20 protein-coding genes and 1 riboswitch are annotated in these 21,114 nt (G+C 63.2%); of the genes, 7 read left to right on the top strand and 13 right to left on the bottom strand.

Annotated elements, in window-relative coordinates:
• Positions 1–46 precede the first annotated feature (46 nt).
• Positions 47–658 carry a sulfite oxidase-like oxidoreductase gene (locus tag AC1DYW_RS03515; protein ID WP_457151074.1) on the top strand — a complete coding sequence of 204 codons (612 nt, stop codon included), beginning with the start codon at positions 47–49 and terminating at the stop codon, positions 656–658.
• Positions 655–1,401 carry a ferredoxin reductase gene (locus tag AC1DYW_RS03520; RefSeq protein ID WP_477225132.1) on the top strand — a complete coding sequence of 249 codons (747 nt, stop codon included), beginning with the start codon at positions 655–657 and terminating at the stop codon, positions 1,399–1,401. Before AC1DYW_RS03515 ends, AC1DYW_RS03520 begins: the two co-directional genes overlap by 4 nt.
• Before the next feature lie 63 nt (positions 1,402–1,464).
• On the opposite strand, the gene AC1DYW_RS03525 is transcribed toward AC1DYW_RS03520, so the two are convergent.
• Together AC1DYW_RS03525 and AC1DYW_RS03530 are read right to left on the bottom strand one after the other, a co-directional pair.
• Complete coding sequence (locus AC1DYW_RS03525) at positions 1,465–2,565, bottom strand: FAD-binding oxidoreductase (RefSeq protein WP_477225570.1); 1,101 nt, start codon at positions 2,563–2,565, stop codon at positions 1,465–1,467.
• A gap of 80 nt (positions 2,566–2,645) precedes the next feature.
• Complete coding sequence (locus AC1DYW_RS03530; RefSeq protein WP_477225133.1) at positions 2,646–3,893, bottom strand: aromatic ring-hydroxylating oxygenase subunit alpha; 1,248 nt, start codon at positions 3,891–3,893, stop codon at positions 2,646–2,648.
• A 114-nt stretch (positions 3,894–4,007) separates the two neighbouring features.
• A riboswitch (cobalamin riboswitch) is annotated at positions 4,008–4,209 on the bottom strand.
• A gap of 511 nt (positions 4,210–4,720) precedes the next feature.
• Here AC1DYW_RS03530 and AC1DYW_RS03535 point away from each other — a divergent pair.
• On the top strand, positions 4,721–4,921 hold the full coding sequence (locus AC1DYW_RS03535) for a DUF680 domain-containing protein (protein ID WP_095083078.1): 201 nt from the start codon (positions 4,721–4,723) through the stop codon (positions 4,919–4,921).
• 69 nt (positions 4,922–4,990) lie between these two features.
• Positions 4,991–5,230, top strand: coding sequence for a DUF680 domain-containing protein (locus AC1DYW_RS03540; protein ID WP_095083076.1), 240 nt, complete (start codon positions 4,991–4,993; stop codon positions 5,228–5,230).
• Between the two features lie 75 nt (positions 5,231–5,305).
• On the opposite strand, the gene AC1DYW_RS03545 is transcribed toward AC1DYW_RS03540, so the two are convergent.
• The 5 genes from AC1DYW_RS03545 to AC1DYW_RS03565 all read right to left on the bottom strand — a co-directional run bounded on the left by AC1DYW_RS03545 (position 5,306) and on the right by AC1DYW_RS03565 (position 11,910).
• Positions 5,306–6,418 (bottom strand): ABC transporter ATP-binding protein, encoded by a 1,113-nt coding sequence (locus tag AC1DYW_RS03545; RefSeq protein ID WP_477225134.1) that lies wholly within the window; start codon positions 6,416–6,418, stop codon positions 5,306–5,308.
• A 41-nt stretch (positions 6,419–6,459) separates the two neighbouring features.
• A complete protein-coding gene (gene bglA, locus AC1DYW_RS03550; protein ID WP_457153517.1) occupies positions 6,460–8,124 on the bottom strand; it encodes a beta-galactosidase BglA in 1,665 nt (554 codons plus the stop codon).
• Between the two features lie 4 nt (positions 8,125–8,128).
• The gene (locus tag AC1DYW_RS03555) at positions 8,129–9,283 is read right to left on the bottom strand and encodes a carbohydrate ABC transporter permease (protein WP_477225135.1); all 1,155 of its coding nucleotides are present in this window, start codon (positions 9,281–9,283) and stop codon (positions 8,129–8,131) included.
• 1 nt (position 9,284) lies between these two features.
• Positions 9,285–10,298: a carbohydrate ABC transporter permease gene (locus AC1DYW_RS03560; protein WP_095083068.1), complete on the bottom strand. Its 1,014-nt coding sequence runs from the start codon at positions 10,296–10,298 to the stop codon at positions 9,285–9,287.
• 256 nt (positions 10,299–10,554) lie between these two features.
• On the bottom strand, positions 10,555–11,910 hold the full coding sequence (locus tag AC1DYW_RS03565; protein ID WP_477225136.1) for an ABC transporter substrate-binding protein: 1,356 nt from the start codon (positions 11,908–11,910) through the stop codon (positions 10,555–10,557).
• Between the two features lie 361 nt (positions 11,911–12,271).
• Between AC1DYW_RS03565 and AC1DYW_RS03570 the strand changes: the two genes are divergently transcribed.
• Positions 12,272–13,294, top strand: a complete 1,023-nt coding sequence (locus AC1DYW_RS03570) for a substrate-binding domain-containing protein (RefSeq protein ID WP_477225137.1) — start codon at positions 12,272–12,274, stop codon at positions 13,292–13,294.
• Positions 13,295–13,330: 36 nt separating this feature from the next.
• Here the strand turns inward: AC1DYW_RS03570 and AC1DYW_RS03575 are convergent, their stop codons facing one another.
• On the bottom strand, positions 13,331–14,239 hold the full coding sequence (locus tag AC1DYW_RS03575) for a LysR family transcriptional regulator (protein WP_477225138.1): 909 nt from the start codon (positions 14,237–14,239) through the stop codon (positions 13,331–13,333).
• Between the two features lie 78 nt (positions 14,240–14,317).
• Between AC1DYW_RS03575 and AC1DYW_RS03580 the strand changes: the two genes are divergently transcribed.
• Positions 14,318–15,136 (top strand): class I SAM-dependent methyltransferase, encoded by an 819-nt coding sequence (locus AC1DYW_RS03580; protein WP_477225139.1) that lies wholly within the window; start codon positions 14,318–14,320, stop codon positions 15,134–15,136.
• Between the two features lie 21 nt (positions 15,137–15,157).
• Positions 15,158–15,688, top strand: a complete 531-nt coding sequence (locus AC1DYW_RS03585) for a hypothetical protein (RefSeq protein ID WP_457151931.1) — start codon at positions 15,158–15,160, stop codon at positions 15,686–15,688.
• Here the strand turns inward: AC1DYW_RS03585 and AC1DYW_RS03590 are convergent.
• From AC1DYW_RS03590 to AC1DYW_RS03610, 5 genes are all read right to left on the bottom strand, one after another.
• The gene (locus AC1DYW_RS03590) at positions 15,660–17,102 is read right to left on the bottom strand and encodes a S8 family serine peptidase (RefSeq protein ID WP_457151932.1); all 1,443 of its coding nucleotides are present in this window, start codon (positions 17,100–17,102) and stop codon (positions 15,660–15,662) included. The two genes, AC1DYW_RS03585 and AC1DYW_RS03590, sit on opposite strands and share 29 nt — an antisense overlap.
• Positions 17,092–17,760, bottom strand: a complete 669-nt coding sequence (locus AC1DYW_RS03595) for an anti-sigma factor (RefSeq protein WP_457151933.1) — start codon at positions 17,758–17,760, stop codon at positions 17,092–17,094. The genes AC1DYW_RS03590 and AC1DYW_RS03595 overlap by 11 nt, the downstream gene beginning before the upstream one ends.
• The gene (locus tag AC1DYW_RS03600; protein ID WP_457151934.1) at positions 17,757–18,323 is read right to left on the bottom strand and encodes a sigma-70 family RNA polymerase sigma factor; all 567 of its coding nucleotides are present in this window, start codon (positions 18,321–18,323) and stop codon (positions 17,757–17,759) included. The genes AC1DYW_RS03595 and AC1DYW_RS03600 overlap by 4 nt, the downstream gene beginning before the upstream one ends.
• A 222-nt stretch (positions 18,324–18,545) precedes the next feature.
• Positions 18,546–19,385, bottom strand: coding sequence for an alkaline phosphatase family protein (locus AC1DYW_RS03605; protein ID WP_457151935.1), 840 nt, complete (start codon positions 19,383–19,385; stop codon positions 18,546–18,548).
• An 86-nt stretch (positions 19,386–19,471) separates the two neighbouring features.
• Positions 19,472–21,061, bottom strand: a complete 1,590-nt coding sequence (locus AC1DYW_RS03610) for an ABC transporter substrate-binding protein (RefSeq protein ID WP_477225140.1) — start codon at positions 21,059–21,061, stop codon at positions 19,472–19,474.
• Positions 21,062–21,114: the final 53 nt, after the last annotated feature.

Here is a 21,114-nt window from a genome sequence, read left to right on the forward strand (position 1 = left end):
CATTGCATAAGGCCGATAGTGGCCCGATGCAGGGGGGATTGCCGCGATGGTCACCCGAGGGTTTTCTTCAGGACGGCGCCCGCCGATCGACGGCGATGCGCGCATCCCGCCCGGGCAATATCTCGAGCAGGGATTTCCGGTCCTGTCAGCCGGCCCGACGCCGCGGGTGCGCACCGAGGACTGGTCGTTCACGCTGAAGCACGGGCCGCGGCCGATCAAGAAATGGAACTGGGCCGAGTTCAACGCGCTGCCCTTGACCAAGATGACGCGCGACATCCATTGCGTGACCGCATGGACAAAATTCGACACGCCATGGCAAGGCGTGCTTGTTGACGACATCCTCGCCGATGCCGGCATCGAGCCGCCGACCGCCTTCACGCTGGCGCATTCCTTCGACGGCTATTCCACCAACGTGCCGACCAAGGACCTCACCGCCGGCAAGGCGATGGTGGCTCTGCTTTACGAAGGCAAGCCGATCACGCCTGACCATGGCGGCCCGGCGCGGCTGCTGGTGCCGCATCTCTATTTCTGGAAATCGGCCAAATGGCTGAACGGCCTGCAGTTCACCGAGCGCGATGAGCCGGGTTTCTGGGAATTGCGCGGCTATCACATCTATGGCGACCCTTGGCGCGAGCAGCGCTACACGAACGATCCATGAGCGACGCTGCGGCAGTGCAATCGCCCTGGCAGACAGTCAGGATCGTCCGTATCGAAAAGCGCACGCCGCGTGTCACCAGCTTCTTTTTCCAGCCATCGCGGCCTTTCACCTATCTTGCCGGTCAGCATGTCGACGTCAGGCTGACGGCGCCGGACGGCTATCAGGCGCGCCGCTCTTATTCCATTGCCTCCGCGCCCGGAGATGGCGGGGTGATCGAACTGGCGATCGAAAAACTCGACGATGGCGAGGTCTCGCCCTTTTTCCACGACGTCGCAGCAATTGGCGACGAGGTCGAACTGCGCGGGCCGCTCGGCGGGCATTTCATCTGGCCCGATGTCGATAGCGGGCCGGTTTTGCTGGTCGGGGGTGGTTCGGGCGTCGTGCCTTTGATGGCGATGGTCCGTCACCGCGCCAGGCGCAATTCGGTAGTGCCCGTCACCCTGGTCTTTTCAGCGCGGATCTGGGACGAGGTGATTTTTCGTGACGAACTGGTTGCCCTCGACGATCGCAAGGACGGCTTCGACCTGGTGCTGACCCTGACGCGCGAAGCCGCACGCCGTCCAGCCGATTATTCGCGGCGGGTGGACGTTGCCATGATGGTGCAATCCATGGCGCACCTGCCCGGACCGCCTGATATCGCCTTCGTCTGCGGCTCCAACGCCTTCGTTTCGGCCGCCGCCCAAGCGCTGATCGATGCCGGCGTCGCAGCGGAGATCATCCGCACCGAGCGCTACGGAGTTTGAACGGACACGGCATTTCGAGAGGTTTCCCGTGTCGTCGTTCTGAGCCTTGGCATCGCCCGGCGGTCACGCCTCGATTTCGAGCGCAGAAAGCGGCTTCGAGCAGCAGGCGAGGATAAAGCCGTCGTCGATTTCGTGATCGAGGATGCCACCATTGTGGCTCATCTCGACATCGCCGGCGACCTTCTTCACCTTGCAGGTTCCGCAGAGGCCGAACTCGCAGGCGGCGGGTATCCGCACGCCCGAGGCGCGAGCCGTCTGCAGCACGGTCTGGCCGGCGACGCATTCGGCCTCGACATCCGAGAGCGAAAACCGGATCGGCGTCGCGGCTTCGACGACAATCGCGGCGCCGTCTTCCGCCGGCGAGGTGAATGGTGCCGGGATCTCCTCCACGACAGGCGCCGCAAAGCTCTCCTGATGGTATTTCGTCATGTCGAAGCCGGCGGCGTCCAGCATGCCGCGCACGGCGCGCATGAAGGGATCGGGGCCGCAGCAGAAGATTTCACGCTCGCGGAAATCGGGCGCCAGCAAGGGCAGCCGGATCGCGTCGATGCGGCCCATATGGCCGAACCAGCCCTCGCGGCTGGACCGCTCCTCGATCATGAAGCCGAGCGACAGGCCCGGCATGCGGCTGCCGAGCAGTTCGAGTTCCTTGCGGAAAATGATCTCTTCCGGGCGCCGCGCGCAATTGACGAAGCCGACATCGGTCCATGGCGCGCAGTCGTTCAGCCAGCGCAGCATCGACATCATCGGCGTCACGCCCGAGCCGGCTGAAATGAACAGGTACTTGGCGGCCGGGTGGCTGTGCAGCGAAAAGTCGCCTGTCGGCCCATAGGCCTTGACGTGCGAGCCCGGCGTCAGATGGTCGAACATCCAGCGTGTGCCGATGCTGCCCGCTTGAGCCTTGATCGTCACCGCGATCGAGAACGGCCGCGATGGCGACGACGACAGCGTATAGGTGCGCATCAGCGGCCCGTCGGCGGTCGGCAGTTCCAGCGTCACGAACTGGCCGGGCTTGTAGCGGAACCAGGTCTGGTTGTCGGAGCGGAAGGTGAAGGTCTTCACATCAGGCGCTTCGTCGCTGACGCCGATCACCTCCAGCACCTGGAGCCGGTCGTTCCAGGGCGTCATCTGGTCGAGATGGCGATAGAGGCCGAGATCCGTCATCGCATTCATCCTCTTGTCCTCACTCTTGCCCTGTGCATGTCGAGTTCCCAAAACCGCTGCGCACTTTTGGGCGACATGCACTATGCAACGCTGCGCAGCGCCGGCCGGCCGCCTTCGGCAAGGCGCGGGCCGATGAACGACGCGTACCACTCGACGAACTGGATGACGCCACCCTCATGCAGCTCCGAATAAGGGCCGGGCTCGTAGGCAGGCGACAGGATGCCGAAGGCGTTTTCCTCGACGATCCGCCGGTCCTGGTCGTTGGTCTCGGTCCAGACGTGGGTGAGTTCGTCGAGATCGTAATCGATGCCTTCGACCGCATCCTTGTGAACCAGCCATTTGGTCGTCACCGCGGTCTCCGTGGCGCTGATCGGCAACACCCGGAAGGTGACGGCGTGGTCGCCCAGAATGTGGTTCCAGGTCGTCGGATAGTGATAGAGCAGCAAGGAACCGATGCGGTCGGTCGAAACGCTGTCGGACAGGTTCTTCTTGACCGCACGCTTTCCCGTCATCGTGTAGCTGACGGCATCGCGCAGCAGCGGCGCGCGGGTGGCGCGGTACTGTCCGGCCGGATCGATGCGGAATTTGCTCGGCAGGCCGGCCGCTTCGCATTTCGCCCAGTGCGCAAGCATTTCCGGGTCGCTGTCGGCGCCTTGCACGCCGGTCACCGTGGGTGCCTCTGGAAAAGTCTTGCAGAGCTCCGGATGATTGCCGGCGCAATGATAGCACTCGCGGTTGTTTTCCCAGACCAGCTTCCAGTTGCCCTTCTCGACAATGGTCGATTCGAACGCCACCTTGGCCTCGCGCAGCCGGTGCGGCAAAAGGTAGGGCTCGATCATCGCGCGCATCGGTGCGAAATCCGCCGGCTCCTTGGCCAGGCAGATGAAAATGTAGCCGCCGACGCTTTCACAGGCGACGGGCTTTAAGCCGAACTGGCTCTTGTCGAAACCGTCGGCCATCTGCCTGGCAAACAAGAGCCTTCCGTCCAACTCGTAGGTCCATTGGTGATAGGGGCAGACCAGCTTTGCCGCCGTGCCCTTGTCGGAATTGCAGACGCGGCTGCCGCGATGGCGGCAGGAATTGTGGAAGGCGTTGATATTGCCCTTCTGGTCGCGGACAAGCACGACTGGATAGTCGCCAATCTGCGCCGTGATGTAGCTGCCCGGCTTCGGCAGCTCGCAATCATGACCGATGAACAGCCAGTCGCGATACCAGATCAGCTCCATGTCGAGCTTGAAATAGTCTGGATCGGTGTAGAAGGGCTGTCCTAGCGAAAAGCCTTGCCGCCGGCCACTCAAGAGCCTCAGCATGTCGTTGCGAGCATCCATGTCCTGTCCTCGTTTCTAAGGACTGAACTGGTGGTGACGGAGGAAGGATTGGACGCAGGCCGGCGATGCGCCGGACATGCACTATCCGCCTCTTGACCGCCCACCGCGATCAGTCGAGTCTAGACATCTCGGGCTGGTTTCCGGGCTCTGGAGTTGTCCTTGCGGACCATCGCGACACCTTCCCAGGCTGACGCCCAGTGGTCTCCCGTTGCGACTTGAACTCCACCACCGTTGCGGGGGCAGCGCCGGATTCTGACCGGCTTCCCAATTCTCCGCCTCGTCGTCACGAAGCGGCACCTGAGATGACATGATCTAATCACGATCGCGGGCGCGTCATCGGCATGAAAACGACATCGTATCCATGCGGCGCGACACGCTTGCGAAACGTTCCGGTCGGTGATCGCGAAGCGGAAGCCTTTCTCTTGGGCAACCATAGCCGGCTCCAATCTCGCCGAAACCGACCCCTTGCCAGGAAGCAGAAAAGGTTAACGGTATCGAAAAGTGACTATTAGCTGCCGCTAAAATCGAACCGAACGGTTCGTTTCTGTTGACTGTGCGTGCAGGACTTGTGAACGCTGGGCCTCCGACACAGTTGGTGATCGGGGTACCTGTTTCGTACAACTCTTTGATATGAATTAGAAAAACATTGAGTGTGGAAACCCCTGGCGCAATTTCAAGTGGTGGATTCTTGGTCCACGCGGAACAACTTCGTGATTGGAAATGGCTGGATGGCTCTCCCACATCGGGGCTGTCCGAACGACGCGATTTCTTCCCAAGACACGCCGCTAGACGGACGGCAAAAATAAGAAATACTGGAGTACCAAAAAATGAAAAAGATCATCCTCACTGCCGCCGCCCTTCTGGCCATTTCCGGCAGCGCCTTCGCGAACAGCGACCACTATGGTTCGAATGCCCCGGCAGCCACCGCTGCTGTCGACAGCTCGTACACTGCTTCGACCAAGAAGTCGGAGCCGGCTGCTCAGACGCCTGCCCAGGGTAGCAACCGTAACCTCTTCGGCAATAACTAACAGCCGATTCCCAGAAGGCGGCGGGCTCTCCCGCCGTCTTGGCGAAATCCAGAATTCAGGAGATTTGAAATGAAGAAGATCATGCTTGCTGCCGCCGCCGTCGTGGCGATCTCCGGCAGCGCTTTCGCCGCCAGCGACAACTACGGTTCGAATGGCGCCAACCAGCCTGCCGTCGGTTCGGTTGACAACTCTCAAACGGGCTCGATCCGCAACAGCGGTGGTTTCGTCGGCAAGCTGCTCAATTCGTCGGGTGACGTAGAGAAGTCCGCCCCTCAGAGCGCCGACCGCGACCTCTTCGGCAATCGCTAACAGCCGAAGTTGATTTCCAAAAAAGAGCGGCGGGCCTGGCCCGCCGCTCTTTTCGTGTCGAGACTTGGTTCTGTCTCAAGCCGCCTTTACTTCCGGCTGACGGAGCGAGAAGGAGTGCCCGTCCGCGTCGAAGATGTGAAGGTCGTTGGCGTCCGCGCTCAGCCGCAGCGTCGCACCGCGCTTGACCTCGACATTGCCAGGCAGCTTGGTCACCAGCGGCAGCTCGGCGCGGCCGATGTCGACATAGACAAGCTGGACTTCGCCGAGTTGTTCGACATAGTCGACCGTTCCCTCGAACAGATACTCCGTGCCGCTGGCGATGATCAGATCTTCCGGCCGCACGCCGAAACTCACCGCGGCACCCTTTGCCGAAGCCGGCGTTGCGATCGGCACGCTTGCCTTGCGGCCGCCGACATGGCTGACGACGGTCGGGTTTCCGGTCTTGTCGATGGTCGCCGGCAGGATGTTCATGGCCGGCGAGCCGATGAACTGGGCGACAAACAAATTGCCGGGCTTCTTGTAGAGGTCCATCGGCGTGCCGACCTGCTCGATATGGCCTTCCTTGAGCACCACGATGCGATCGGCCAGCGTCATCGCCTCGACCTGGTCGTGGGTGACGTAGATCATGGTCGTGTTGGGCATCGATTCCTTGAGTTTGGCGATCTCGATGCGGGTGGCGACACGCAGCGCCGCGTCAAGGTTCGACAGCGGCTCGTCGAACAGGAACACCTTCGGGTTGCGCACGATGGCGCGGCCGATGGCGACGCGCTGGCGCTGGCCGCCCGACATGGCCTTGGGCAGGCGATCGAGATATTTGGTCAGCTGCAGGATTTCCGCGGCCTGCTTCACGCGGCGGTCGATCTCGGCCTTGTTCTCCTTGCCGATCTTCATCGAGAACGCCATGTTGTCGTACACCGTCATGTGCGGGTAGAGCGCGTAGGACTGGAACACCATGGCGATGCCCCGCTTCGACGGCGGCACGTCGTTGACGACCTCGCCGGCGATCTTGAGTTCGCCGGAGGTGATTTCCTCCAGCCCGGCGATCGACCTCAGCAATGTCGACTTGCCGCAGCCCGACGGGCCGACAAAGACGATGAACTCGCCCGACTTTATATCGAGGTCGATGCCGTGGAGAATGTTCAGATTGCCGTAGGACTTCTTCACTTGTCTTAGCGTGACATCGGCCATTGGTTTCCTCCCAGTGATTTGAAATTCAAGTGATCTGAAGTTCAGTCGATGCGCCCAAACCAGGCGCCGTAGCCGTTGAGCTGTATGGAACCGCTGCTCGCCTGCCCCGAAAATCCGTGTCCCGGCAAAGGTTGCAGCGATCGGTTGCCAAGCTCAATCCTGGTTGGCTTGGCTGCCAGATTGAAGACGCAGACGACCTGCTCATTGCCTGCGCGGCGTGTGAAGGCGACGGTGTCGCCCTCGCTTTCGATGAATGTGATGTCGCCCTTGGCCAGCGCCGGATGGGCACGGCGGAAGGTGAGAAAGCGCCGGTAGTGCTCGAGCAGCGAGCTCTCGTCGCCCTGCTGGACATTGACCGCTTGCGACAGGTGCTTGGCCGGCACCGGCAGCCATGGCTTGGCCGAGGAGAAGCCGCCATTCCTGGCGCTGCCGTCCCACACCATCGGCGTGCGGCAGCCGTCGCGGCCCTTGAATTCCGGCCAGAAGCGGATGCCGTAGGGGTCCTGCAAATCCTCGAAGTGGAGGTCGGCCTCACCGAGCCCAAGCTCCTCGCCCTGGTAGATGCAGACCGAGCCACGCAGCGACATCAGCAGCGCCGAGATGACCTTGAGATAGGCGGTCGTGTCGGCTTCGCCTGCCGCCCAGCGCGAGGCCGGGCGCATCACGTCATGGTTGGAAAAGGCCCAGCACGACCAGCCGTCGCTGGCGACCTTGCCGAACGATTCCAGCACCGAGCGGACCTTGGCCGCGCTGATCTTTTCCGGCGCCAGGAAGTCGAACGAGTAGCACATGTGCACGCGCTTGCCGCCGGCGGTATAGGCCGCCACCACTTCCAACCCACGTTGCGAATCGCCGACTTCGCCGACCGCCGCGGTGGCCGGATACTCATCGAGCAGGGCGCGGAAGCGTTCGAGGAAGCCGAGGTTTTCCGGACGGCTCTTGTCGTAGAGATGGTCCTGGTAGTTGTAGGGATTGACCGCGGGTGCGGTCTGGTCGTTGCGCTGCTCGGGCGGCAGCGGCGGATTGTTCTCCAGGCCCTGGCTGTGGAAGTAGAAATTGATGGTGTCGAGCCGGAAGCCGTCGACGCCGCGCTCCAGCCAGAAGCGGGTGACGTCGAGCAGCGCGTTCTGGACCTCATGGTTGTGGAAGTTGAGATCGGGCTGCTCGGCCAGGAAGTTGTGCAGGTAATATTGCTGGCGGCTGGTGTCCCATTGCCAGGCCGAGCCGCCGAAGATCGACAGCCAGTTGTTGGGCGGCGTGCCGTCCGGCCTGGCGTCCGCCCAGACATACCAGTCTGCCTTCGCGTTGGTGCGGCTCGAACGGCTTTCCTTGAACCATGGGTGGTTGTCGGCAGTGTGCGACAGCACCTCGTCGATCATCACCTTCAAGCCCAGCCTGTGTGCCTCGGCGGTCAGCGCGTCGAAGTCGGCCAGCGTGCCGAACATCGGATCGACGTCGCAGTAATCGGTGACGTCGTAACCGAAATCCTTCATCGGCGATTTGAAGAACGGCGAGATCCAGATGGCATCCGCACCGAGTGCCGCGATGTAGGGGAGCCGGCCGATGATGCCCTTCAGGTCGCCGATGCCGTCGCCGTTCGAGTCCTGGTAGCTGCGCGGATAGATCTGGTAGATCACCGCACCTCGCCACCAGTCGCGATCGACGGCGAGGTCAGGCTTCGAACTGGCCTTCAAAGCGGATTGCATGGTCTCAGCCTCCTTTCACCGAGCCGGCAAGCAGCCCGCGGACAAAATAGCGCTGCAGCGAGAAGAACACGATCAGCGGCACGATGATGGTCACGAAAGCCGATGTCGTAAGGATCTCCCAGTCGCCGCCACGTGAGCCAAGCAGCGCGTTGAGCTTGGCGGTCAGCACGATCTGGTCTGCCTCCGTACCCAGGAAAACCATCGCGACCAGCAGATCGTTCCATACCCACAGGAATTGGAAGATGGCAAACGAGGCCAGCACCGGGAACGACAGCGGCAGCACGATCTTGACGAAGATCTCGAAATCGCTGGCGCCGTCGATGCGCGCCGATTCCATGATTTCGCGCGGCAGGCCGGCAATGTAGCTGCGCAACAGGTAGATGGCGAAGGGCAGGCCGAAGCCGGTATGCGCCAGCCAGATGCCGAGATAGGTTTTCGACGGCATGCCGAAGAAGGCGCCGACGCCGTTGTAGAGCTTCAACAGCGGGATCAGCGACATCTGCAGCGGCACCACCAGCAGGCCGATGATGACCGCGATCAGCAGCGCTCGGCCGGGAAAGCGCATCCAGGCCAGTGCATAGGCGGCAAAGGCGGCGATCAGGATCGGGATGACGGTCGCCGGTATGGTGACAGTCAGCGAATTCATGAACGACCGTCCGATGCCTTCCGAGAACAGCACAGTCTTGTAGTTGTCGGTGGTGAATTTAGGTGGCGCCGACGAGGCATAATAGACGCGCTGGCCGCGATCGCCTTCGAAGGCCTTCGGCGATTGCATGATGAAACTGCCGTCGGCATTGAGCTGCAGGGTGACGCCGTCGCCGAGATCGGCCGATGTGCCGGCGGGGTATTGCGTCGGTGCTGCCGACTTGACACCGAAAGCGCTGATGTTGCGGACAGGGCTGTTGCCGAAGATGTTGCCCTTAAGGACGAACTTGCCGTCCTTTTCGACTTGCATCGAGGCAGCCGGCAGCCGGCCGGCTTCCGTCTGGGTGGAACTGGAGAACGAATTCCACCAGCCCGAGGCGATGATCTGGTCCTTGTCACGCAGCGACGAGACCAGGATGCCGAGCGTCGGTATGGTCCAGATGGCGACGAAGATGAGGACGGCAATATGGACGCCGAAGCGGCTGGCGAAGGAATTTCCGGTCGCAACGGCCATCTTAATGTCCTCCCGTCTCTTTGTTCGCCTGGCGGATGTTCCAGACCATGATCGGAATGACCGCGATCATGATGATGATGGCGATGGTGGCGCCGCGGCCGAAATCGCCGCCGCCACGGAACATCCAGTCGAACATCAGGTTGGCCAGCACCTGGCTGTTCCACTGGCCGTTGGTCATGGTCAGCACGATGTCGAACACTTTGAGCACCAGGATGGTGATCGTCGTCCAGACGACGGCGATGGTGCCCCAGATCTGCGGTACCATGATCTTCCAGAAGATCTGGAACGGATTGGCGCCGTCGATGACGGCGGCTTCCAGAGTTTCTTCCGGGATGCCGCGCAAGGCCGAAGACAGGATGACCATGGCAAAGCCGGTCTGGATCCAGATCAGGATCACCATCAGGAAGAAATTGTTCCAGAACGGCAGTGATATCCAGACCTGCGGCTGGCCACCGAAATGCTGGATGATGGCATTAAGCAGGCCGATCTGGGTCTGGCCCTCGCCACGGTACTCGTAGATGAATTTCCAGATGACGCTGGCGCCGACGAAGGAGATCGCCAACGGCAGGAAGATCAGGCTCTTGGCGACCGTGCCCCACCAGATCTTGTCGGTGAGCACGGCGATGATCAGCCCGAGGAAGGTGCAGGCGGCCGGCACCACAGCCAGCCAGACGATGTTGTTGAGGATCGAGTTGCGGAACTCGCGATCGCCGAAGGCCCATTCATAGTTGGCGAGGCCGACGAAGTTTATGCCGCCGCGATCGAGGAACGACAGCCGCAGCGTCTCGACCACTGGATAGATGAGGTAGATGGTCAGGATGATCATCGCCGGACCGACGAACAGCCACGGCCTGACCAGCCCTTGCCGGCGCAGATTGTCGATGGCAGCAGCGCCGGCGACGCCGCGCGACGGGAATATCAGGTCGACCAGCTTGTTGGCGCCCCAGAAATAGGCGACGCAACCGCCGACCCCGACGATGATGACGAATATGGCCGAGAAAATCTGAGCCGCCATGGGTCCCTCTCCCTGCGCATGATCCCGACAAGGAATGACCTTGGTGACGGGACCAGGCGCCGATTCAGTTGTTGGAGCGTCGTCGGCGGCGGAAACCTGCTCGCATGCCGATCGCGCTTTATGTCAATGCGCTCATGACGAATGGCTGCGGCACAGGCCGCCGTCGGATCCGGGCCGGTAGGGTCCGGATCCAGTGCGAGAATGGCAGGCTCGGCCGTTTGATCGCCGAGCCGGACAGGCCCCTGCTTGCCGGCCGCTACTTGATCGCGTCCCAGCTCTTCTGAATGTCGGTGGCGACATCCTGCGCGGACTTGCCGCCGACCAGGTCGATCATGCCGGTCCAGAAGGCGCCGGCGCCGATCTTGCCCGGCATCAGGTCGGAACCGTCGAAGCGGAAGGTCGAGGCATTGGCGAGGATTTCGCCCTGCTTCCTCAGAGCGTCGCTGGCATAGGCAGCCTTGTTGACACCCTTGAACGGCGTCACGAAACCGCCCTCGGCCATCCAGATCTCGTGAGCGAGCGGCATCTTCAGGAATTCGATGAAGGCGCGCGCGGCCTTTGAGTCCTTGGTGATCATCGCCAGCGTACCGGCGCCGAGCACGGGCGTGCCCAGTTCAGGCTTGGAGGCATAGGGCGGGAAGTAGAAGAAGTCCGCATCCTGGCCGACCTTGGTGCCTTCCGGGAAGAAGGTCGGGATGAACGACGCCTGATGGTGCAGGTAGCACTTCGGCGGCACTGAGAAGAGGCCCTTCGGGCTGTCGCGGAAATCGGTCGCCGCAACCGCCTTGGCGCCGCCGTCGACCATCTTGTCGTCGGTCGCGATCTTGCCGAAGATGTCGATGGCGTTCACCACGGCGGGATCGTTGAACGGGATCTCGTTCTTCACCCATTTGTCGTAGACGTCAGGCGCCTGGGTCCGCAGCATCAGGTCTTCGACCCAGTCGGTCGCCGGCCAGCCGGTGGCGCCGCCGGAGCCGAGGCCGATGCACCACGGCTTGCCGCCATCGGCGATGATCTTCTTTTCGAGATCGGCGAGTTCTTCCTGCGTCTTCGGCACCTTGTAGCCGGCTTCCTCGAAATTATCGGGCGAGTACCAGACCAGCGACTTCACGTCGGCCTTGTAGGGGAAGGCGAAGAAGCCCGGCTTGCCGTCCTTGTCCTTGAAGGTGCCGAGGTCGACCCACGACTGGCCCGCGCCGTAATTGTCCTTGACCCATTTGGCGGTGTCGTCGCCCAGTGGCGTCAGCAGGCCCTTCGATGCCAGGTCCTGGATCAGGCCCGGCTGCGGCAACACGGCGATGTTGGGCGGACTGCCGGCCTGCGTGTCGATGACGATCTGCTGCTCATAGTTCTCCGAGGAGGAGTATTTGATCTCGACGCCGGTGGCTTCAGAGAAGTAGTCGAGAACGCCGCGCACCAGGCCTTCGTCCTCACCGCGCCACGGTCCGAAGATCGACAGCGTCTCACCCTTGAGATCGACTTTCTTGAGCTCTTCGTAATTCGCCCAGTTGAAGCGGGGATCCTCGCCCGGCTTGAACTTCAGTTCGGCATACGCGGGCGCGTTCAGGGCGAGCGTGGCAAACGCAGCACCCAGCAAAAGCATTTTCTTCATCGGTATTCCTCCCAGTGGGCCACAAACACCGGACGGAACCTCCATTCCGCCCGCCGACGCCGCAGGACTGTGACTCAGTCGGAAAGGAACCGCAACCTTTCGAAGAGTCTTCCAAAGCGCTTTGGCTTTTTTGATCTCGCCATTGAATCGCTCGGAAGTCAAGAGGGTGACCGGCTAATCGATTTGATATTGAGCTGGCGACGTGTAAAAAGTGCGCTGCAACATGTATTTATGGCGGTGCAGCAGCAATTTTTGTTTCAAACTCGCCCAAAGCGCGCCTATGCTTGTCTTCATATCGCTGCGTCCCGCGTGGCGCTCGGATCCAATCGAATTAAAGCGCTTTGAGGCGCGGAGGCCTCCTGTGAACCTCAAGCAGCTCGCCCATATGCTGGCGCTTTCGCAGACCACGGTAAGTCGTGCCTTGAACGGCTATCCCGAGGTCAACGAAGAGACGCGCCGGCGGGTGATGGATGCCGCCAAGCGCCACGGCTATCGTCCCAACCCCAGCGCACGCCGGCTGGCGACCGGCAAGACCGGCATGATCGGCTATGTCCTGCCGACCGGTGCGTCCGTCGACATCGATCCGCATTTCGTCGAGTTCCTGTCCGGCCTCGGCGACTATGCCCGCTCGCATGAATTGGACCTGGTGCTGTCGCCGGCCGACGCCGACGACCAGGAAACGACCTACCGGCGCATCGTCGCCAACCGGCAGGTCGACGCCGTCTATATCTCCTCGCCGAGACCCGCCGACCGCCGCGTGGCGCTGGTGAACACGCTCGGCATTCCCTTCATCGTCCATGGCCGCAGCGAAGGCTTCGATTTCGACTATCCGTTCACCGACATCGACAATGAAGGCGCCTTTCACGAGGCGTCGCGGCTGCTGATCCAGCTCGGCCACCGGCGGCTGGCCCTGATCAACGGTGACGACCGCGAGACCTTTGCCATCCATCGCGAGCGCGGCGTTCGTCGGGCGCTGGCGGCGAGCGGGCTGGCATTGGGCGAACGCCATGTCTGCTCGGTGGTCATGACCGAGGAGAACGGCTATCGCGCCACCAGGCGCTTGCTGGAGGCGGGCGATGCGCCGACAGCAATCGTCTGCTCCAGCCTGATCATGGCGCTGGGCGTCGTGCGCGCTGTGCGCGATCTCGGCCTTACCATTCCAGGCGACATGTCGCTGATTGCCCATGACGACGTTTTCCCCTGGCTGAGGCCGGAGAACTTCTCCGTGCCGCTGTCGACGACGCGCTCGTCGATCCGTCTCGCCGGCGCGCGCGTCGCCGAACGGCTGGCGGCACGGATCTCGGGGCTGGAAGAGGGCGCCCGCGGCGAGGTCTGGCCGGTCGACCTGGTGGTCAGGGGATCGGTCGCCGGCGCGCCGGCCTAGGGACCGGACAACTCCGAACGACGGTTGGCCGGCGTCTCAGGCCGGGGATTTGAGGTGATCGATGAAGGCGCGCAGCTTCGGCAAGACCTGGCGCTTGCCGGGATGATAGAGGAAGACGCCCGGCGTCGAGCCGGCAACGTCGTCCAGTACCGACTTGAGTTTTCCTTCGGCTATAGGACCTTCGGCGACGGGTCGAGGCGTCTGCGCCAGCCCGACACCCTGCATGGCGGCCCCAAGCAACGTCGGATAGTCGTGTGCGATCAGCGGGCCTGAGACCATCGCCTCGATCGCCTCGTTGCCGTCGACGAAGGACCAGGGCGCGATCGCGCCGTTCGAACGGCGCAAGCGCAAGCAGGCGTGGTGGCGCAAGTCGTCGACACGCTCGGGGCGGCCGTGGCGCTCGAGATAGCCAGGGCTGCCGACGACCACGAACGCGAACGGCGGCGTGAGCCGCACCGCCACCATGTCAGCCGCGATGAACTGGCCAAGGCGGATACCGGCATCGAACCCGCCGGTCGCGAGATCGACCATCTCGTCGCTCGCGGCGATCTCCAGCTCGATCTCGGGATAGGCTCGGCAGAACGATGCGATCATCGGCTCCAGGATCAACGGCACGACGGCGCGGGGCACGGACAGGCGCAGCAGCCCGGTCGGCCGCTGGCTGGCGTCGCGCACCGCCTCGCCGGCAGCGACGAGTTCCTCGAAGGCAGGGCCGGCACGGTCGAGGAACCGTTGGCCAGGCTCGGTCAAGCCGACGCTGCGCGTCGTGCGGACGAACAGCGCCGTGCCCATACGCGCTTCCAGCGCGCGCACCGCCTGGCTCACGGCGGACGGTGTCACGCCGAGGTCCGCGGCGGCACGGCGGAAGTTGCGGTGCCTGGCGACAGCCAGGAACGCCTCGACGCCCTCCAGTGCACCGTGTCGGACTGTGTAGTTCTGCTTCATGGGTTGTTGTGATTACAGCGGATAGTCGAATTATGGAAGCGGGCTTAGGTATGAGGTGAAGCCAGGAGACATCTTGCAATGACCGATGAACTTGATGGGGTGCGCGACCACTATCGCGCGACCGGCCTGACTGAGCGGCTGAAGACGGTGCTGGCCGCCCTTGGTCCGGATGATCAGCTTCTCACGCCCCAGCAATTGGGCGCCCTTGACCAATTTCATACCCGTGGGCTCGCCGCCACCGCCGAGCTCGCCCAATTGACGGGGATCGCCGCCGGCATGTCAGTACTGGACGTCGGTTCGGGCATCGGCGGGCCGGCGCGCTTCCTGGCCGCGACCTATGGTTGCCGGGTCACTGGCGTGGATATCAGCGAGCCTTTCGTGGATGCCGCGCGTTATCTGACCGACCGCACGGGACAGAGCGGGCAGCTGTCGTTCCAGACCGCCAGTGCACTGGAGCTCCCATTCGATGATGGCGGTTTCGACATCGTGCTGCTGCAGCATGTGGCGATGAACATCTCCGACCGGGCGCAGCTCTATCGCCAGATACGGCGCGTGCTGAAGCCAGGCGGCAGGTTTGCCACCTTCGACGTCGTGTCGGGCGTCGGCGAGCCACGCTATCCGCTCCCCTGGGCGCGAACGCCGGCGACGAGCTTTCTCCTGACAATCAGTGCGACGCGCGAAGCGATCGAACCAGCCGGCTTCCGCATATTGGCATGGCAAGACGACACCGAGGTCGCCAAGGCCTGGTTCGCACAGCTCCGCGTTTCGGGACCGCCGCCTTCGCCAAATCTCGGCGTGGTGATGGGGCAGGACTTCGCGGAGCTTGCGGCCAACCTGGGACGAAATCTCATGGAAGGGCGGCTCGGCGTCCTGACCGCGGTGTTCGAGGTTGTGTGAACCAACCGTTGAGGAGGTCAAATGTCTACAGAAGTCCTGTTCCAAACCCATCTCGTTCTGGGCTATGTCGCGTGGCTGCTTTGCCTCCGTGCCTACGGTCTGCCGTGGCTGAGATCGATGGACAGGGTCGCGGCGCAACGCGCTATTGCTACCTTGCACAGCTTCCGCTTCTTCGGGCTCGTCTTCCTCGTCCCGGGCGTCGTCAGCCCCGATCTGCCGGCCAGCTTCGCCGTGTTCGCCGCCTATGGCGACTTCGCAACCGGGGTGCTGGCCATGCTGTCGCTGCTCACGGTGAGGATACCTCAGCTGTTCTGGGCGTTCGTCGTCGCCTTCAATCTCGTCGGGATAGTTGACCTCATCATCGACTATTACCATGCCGTCCAGATCGACCTTCCCGCTCGCGCGGGGGAATTGGGCGCCACCTACGCGATCCCGGTCATCTATGTTCCGCTGCTGATGATCACGCACATCGCCGCATTCTATTTTCTGGCGCGTCCCAAACCGCGACTTGAGCCGTCGCGGACTACTCCTTCGCCGCCTCGGCGGCCTTGATGTCGAGCAGGCCGTAGCCGAAATCATTGTCGCGCCCCTTGGGGCCGAGATCCCTGGCCGTTGCCGCCAGCGCCTTCTCGATGCCGTCGGCCGAGCGGTCGGGCGCGGCATGGATGAGATTGGCAATGGCGCCGGTCACGATCGCTGCCGCGAACGAGGTGCCGGTGACCACGTCCGAGCCGGCGCCGCTCGGCGCCACCATCTCGACGCCAGGCGCCGAGATGAAGACATAGGCTCCGCGATTGGCCTGCGGCATCAGCCCATCCTTGGCGTCGGTGGCGGTCACCGCGATGACGCCGTCGAATGCCGCCGGGTAGCCATAGGGCGCCTTCGGCCCGTTGTTGCCGGCGGCGGCGACCAGCACGATGCCGAGCGCCCGCGCATTGCGGCAGGCGACTCCGAGCAGGTCGTTCTTCGGTCCGACGAAGCTCATGTTGATGATGCGTACGTCCTGGCTCGCCGCCCAGTCGAGGGCCGACAGGATGACGTCCATGGTCGACTTGCCGCCCTCGAAGGCGCGGGCGTGATAGATCCTGGCGCCGGGCGCCATGCCCTCCAGCGCGCCGACGCCAGCGATCAGCCCGTCGACCGAAGTGCCGTGATCGCGCTTTTCGATCGGCACGTCGGGCATGGCGTCGAACTGCCCGGCGATTACGCCTGAGAGCGCCGGATTGCTGTCGTCGATACCGGTGTCGATCACCGCGATGCGGACGTTTTCGCCGCTGGCCTGTTTGGAATCGAGCGCGATGCGCTCGAAGGCATAATTGACGATGTTGGCGGCCTGCTGCAGCGAATAGACATGGTTGGGTTCGCGTCGCTGGGTGCGGCCGTCGGCGGCCAATTGCGCCAGCACGACGCCGACGGGGCGGCCGTCGGGAATGCCGAACCGCACCAGCGTGGTGCCAAGCAGCAGCGACTGGCGCTGCGAGCGCACCTGGAGGCCGTAGGACGCGGCGATCTGCTGCACCGCGCCGGCATCGCCGTCGACTGTCACCAGCACCTCGTCCGGCACGAAATCGCCGGCCACCGCGCGCGGCGGCAGAACGGCGATGAGATCGGTCGGCGAGACGATCGGGCCGCCAGGCGGCGGGCCGGCCTGGCTGTCGGCAGGCGGCGTCGCCGGATCCGACCGTGGTGTCGGCGGCAGTGCCGGGGGGGCAACCGGATTGGGGAACAGGTCGACGATCAGGGCTGGCAGGAAAACAGCGCCGGGCTGCGCCGCGCCCGATCCGTTCTTTGTGTCGCTGCCATCCTTGGCGCAGTCGGCGCTTGCCGCATTGCTCGCGTCGCTGCAGTCGATTTTCGTCGGATCGGGGTTGGTGGCGTTGGTCTGCGCCGACGCAGGCACGGCGGCGATTGTCATCGCCGCCGCCAGGATTGCCGCAAATCGAATGACCGCCGCCTCAGCCGCCATCAACCGGTTTCCTTCCCTCGATCACAGTCTCGGTGAAAGGCTGGGCGGCAATAAGGCCGAGCTGCTTGGTGTAGTCGGCGGCGTTGGCGGCGGGAATACCAAGCCGGAACACGCCATCGGCGGTCGGTCCGCCGATGATCTTCAGCCCGTTATTGCCCAGAAAGCCCGAAATATCGGACATCCTTGCATCCGGCTTGAACTTGACCAGGGCGAACGGCATTTTCGCCAGATCGCCTTCCGCCCCGGCAATCTCGAAATCCTTACCCTTGCCGCCGGGCTGAACAAACGACTGCACGATGATCAGCGCCAGCAGAACCGCGGCCGCCGCCCAGGCGACACCGACCGGCACCGCCATGAAGCGGCCCCATGCCTGCGCCAGCCAGGACGCGCCCGCGGACGCGCGTGCAGGTCCGGCCTCGGCGTCGAGCGCTTTGGCGAAGCGGCTCAGCGCATCGGCCGGCGGGCGGATCGCTTCGTTGGCGGCGGTGGTGCCGGAGAATTCGGCTTCGGCCTCGCCAAGGGCGGCCAGCGCCGCGGGATCGCTGGCCAGCCATTCCTCGACGGCTTCCAGGTCCGAGCCTTCCAGCGAGCCGTTCAGATAGAACGGCAGCAGCGTTTCCATTTCGTCGCGGCGCGACATCTTTTCAGCGGCGCTCATGGCCACCCCCTGTCGTAACCGGCGGCCTTCAGGGCCTCGCCGAGTTTCTTGCGGGCGTAGAACATTCGGGTCTTGACGGTCGCGACCGGAATGCCGAGCACCTCGCCGATCTCGCCCACCGACTGCCCATGATAATAGGCAAGATCGATCACCGTGCGGTGCTCTTCCGGCAACGCGTCGACGAAGCGTCGCAGGGCGGCAGCCTTGTCTTCCTTCATGGTGACGACTTCCGGCGTGTCGGCGCTGTCGGGCACCGCGGCGGCAGCCTCGTCGTCGATCCAGTCTTCCTTTTTCTTGCGCAGCGAAGACAGCGCCTTGAACCGGGCGATGCCGAGCAGCCATGTCGAGACTTCGGAGCGCCCCTCGAAGGCTGGCGCCTGCCGCCACAGTTCGAGGAACACCTCGTTCGCGATGTCGTCTGCCATCATTTCCGATCCCGTCTGGCGCGCCACGAAGCGGTAGACCCGCGCGTGGTGACGCATGAACAGGAGCCGCACGGCGGCACGGTCGCCCTTCGCGACCCGGTCGACAAGAGCGCGATCGGTCTCCGTCGCTGCCGTCATGGCCGGTCGAGCCGCCTGGCTCCTGTCTGCTCTGTCGCTGATCGGTCCAAAAAGGTTCATCCTCCGCCAAGGAATTCGCGGAGGCTAACCGAAGAGTCGGGCGGTTGCCAGACCATCCCTTCTCCACGTTCCTGTACCGGAGAAGGTGTCGGCAGGCGGATGAGGGGCGGCGTCGGCGTTCGCTATTTATTTTCAATGTTGGCGTGCGTCGCCGGCACCCCTTCAGTCCAGGAAAGACTTGGCCTTCATTGTCGCCGGCACCGGCACCCCGAGGCGGCTCAAGATGGTCGGCGCCAGTTGCAGCTGGTCGAGCAGCGTCTCGGCCTGCGGACCCTTGCCGGGCCCGAAATAATACAGCGCGAAATCCTGCATCTCGTCGTCATGGCCGCCATGGTGGCCGCGATCGGTCTGGCCGTGGTCGGCGGTGACCATGACCTCGTAGCCAGCCTCGATCCAGCGCGGCAGGAAGGCGGCCAGCATGCCGTCCATCGCATAGACGGCATGATCCATCTCGTGACAGTCATGGCCGAAGCGGTGGCCCATCGAGTCCAGCGTACAGGTGTGCAGGATGCCGTAATCGATGCCGTGGCGCCTGGTCAGCATGGTCAGCGTCGCGAACAAATCGACGTCGCTCGGCGTCATCTGGTTGCGAAGATTGTAGCCGGTCATGGTGTGGAACCGCCCATGCGTGATCGGTCCACCCGGCTCGTCGAATTCCATGTCCTCGACCAGGTCGAAGGGATGGGCGCGGAAGAATTCCGACCAATAGGAATGGGTCACCGCACCCGTCTTGCCACCAGCCTTGCTGACTTCGGAGAAGATGTCGGGTTGTTCGACGCGGAACCGGTTCTCGTTGGACAGGATGCCATGCACCTGCGGCGAAACCCCGGTGTGGATCGAGGCGTAGCAGCAGGCGGAGGTCGACGGCAGCACCGAGCGCATCTTCCAGACGCTTGCCTCGCCCGATTGCACCCAGCCCTCGAGATTGCCCATCAGCCGGCGCCAGTTCCTGTAGGGGACGCCATCGAGGATGATCAGCAAAAGTTTTGTCTTGAGCGCCACGGGCGGCTCCCTGCGATTGACCAGTTGAAATCAGAACGCCGTGCACCGCTGGGCACACGGCGTTCCGTTTATGAACCAAGGATAGGCTAGGCGGTCAGCCAGCACGCGCCAAGGGCATAACCGTCCATCATCTCGCCGTTCGGGTTCTTGACGTAGCCGGCGATCTTGTTGGTGGCGGCAGCGTCGATGAACTGGTTGAAGAACGGCACGATCAGCCCGCCTTCGTCGCGCACCAGCACCGCCATGTCGTGGTAGATCGCCTTGCGCTTGGCCTGGTCGAGTTCGGCGCGGGCGGTGAACAGCATCTTGTCAAATTCCGGCCGCTTGAAACGCGTGTCGTTCCAGTCGGCGGTCGAGACATAACCGGTGGAATACATCTGGTCCTGCGTCGGCCGCCCACCCCAATAGGAGAGCGAGAAGGGCTGCTTGTTCCAGACCTCCGACCAGTAGCCGTCGCCGGGCTCTCGCTTGATCTCGATCTTGATGCCGGCCTTGGCGCAGGACTGCTGGTAGAGCTGGGCCGCATCGACGGCGCCTGGGAAGGCGACGTCGGAGGTGCGCAGCAGGATCGAGCCGCTGTGGCCGGACTTCTTGTAGGCTGCCGCAGCCTTTTCCGGGTCGAACTTACGCTGTTCGATATCGCTCGAAAACAGCGGATAGGCTTCGTTGATCGGGAAGTCGTTACCGACCGAGCCATAGCCGCGCAGGATCTTCTCCAGCAATTCATCGCGGTCCATGGCCAGCTTCAGCGCCATCCTCAGGTCGCTGTTGTCGAAGGGCGCGGTGTCGCAGAACATGTTGAACGGATAGTAGCCTCGGCCCGACACGTTCTCGATGGTGACGCCGGGGATGCGCTTGACCAGATCGACCACTTTCGGCTCGACGCGGTTGATCAGCTGCACCTGTCCACCTTGCAAGGCAGCCAGCCGCGCGGTCGCGTCGTTGATGACGACGATCTCGATCTGGTCGGCATGGCCCAGCTTGTCGCCCTGCCAGTAATTGGCGAAGCGCTCGCCGCCATGGCGCACGCCGGGCTGGTTGACGGTGACCTTGTAAGGCCCGGCGCTGATGCCGGCGTTGGGATTGTCCTTGCCGCCATTCGGCTGGATGACAAGGTGGTAGTCGGCCATCAGATAGGGGAAGTCGGCATCGGCGTCGCCGAGCGTGACGATCACTTCCTTGCCGCTCGGCTTGATGGCTTTGATGTTCTTCAGCACGCCGAGCGCGCCCGATTTCGATTTTTCGTCGGCGTGGCGCTCAAGCGTGGCCGCGACATCCTCGGCGGTTACGGTTTTGCCGTTGTGGAATTCGATGCCGTCGCGCACCTTGATGGTCCAGGTCTTGGCGTCATCGGAAGCACCGATCTCCTCGGCGATCAGGTTCTGGACGCCGCCTTCGGGTGTTAGGCGCACGAGGAATTCGCCCCACTGCTTGCCGAAATTGTAGGTGACCTGGCTGAGGTTCAGCGCCGGGTCGAGGCTGTTGGTCGATTCGCCGCCTTGCAGTCCGGCCTTGATGATGCCGCCCTTGACCGGCGTCTGGGCGAAGGCCTTGCCGGCCAACGTCGTGGCCAGTGCCGCCGAGACGCCAAGTGCCGCGGTACGGCCGAGGAAGTCGCGACGCGATATCCGGCCCTGTCCGGCGAGTTCAGCGAGATGGTCGAGTTCAGTGTTCATGTCCTACCCCCTTTTCTAAAACAACGTCACACGGGCGGCGCCCGTCCAAAGGG

The organism is Mesorhizobium sp. P2_D5, from assembly GCF_056404355.1.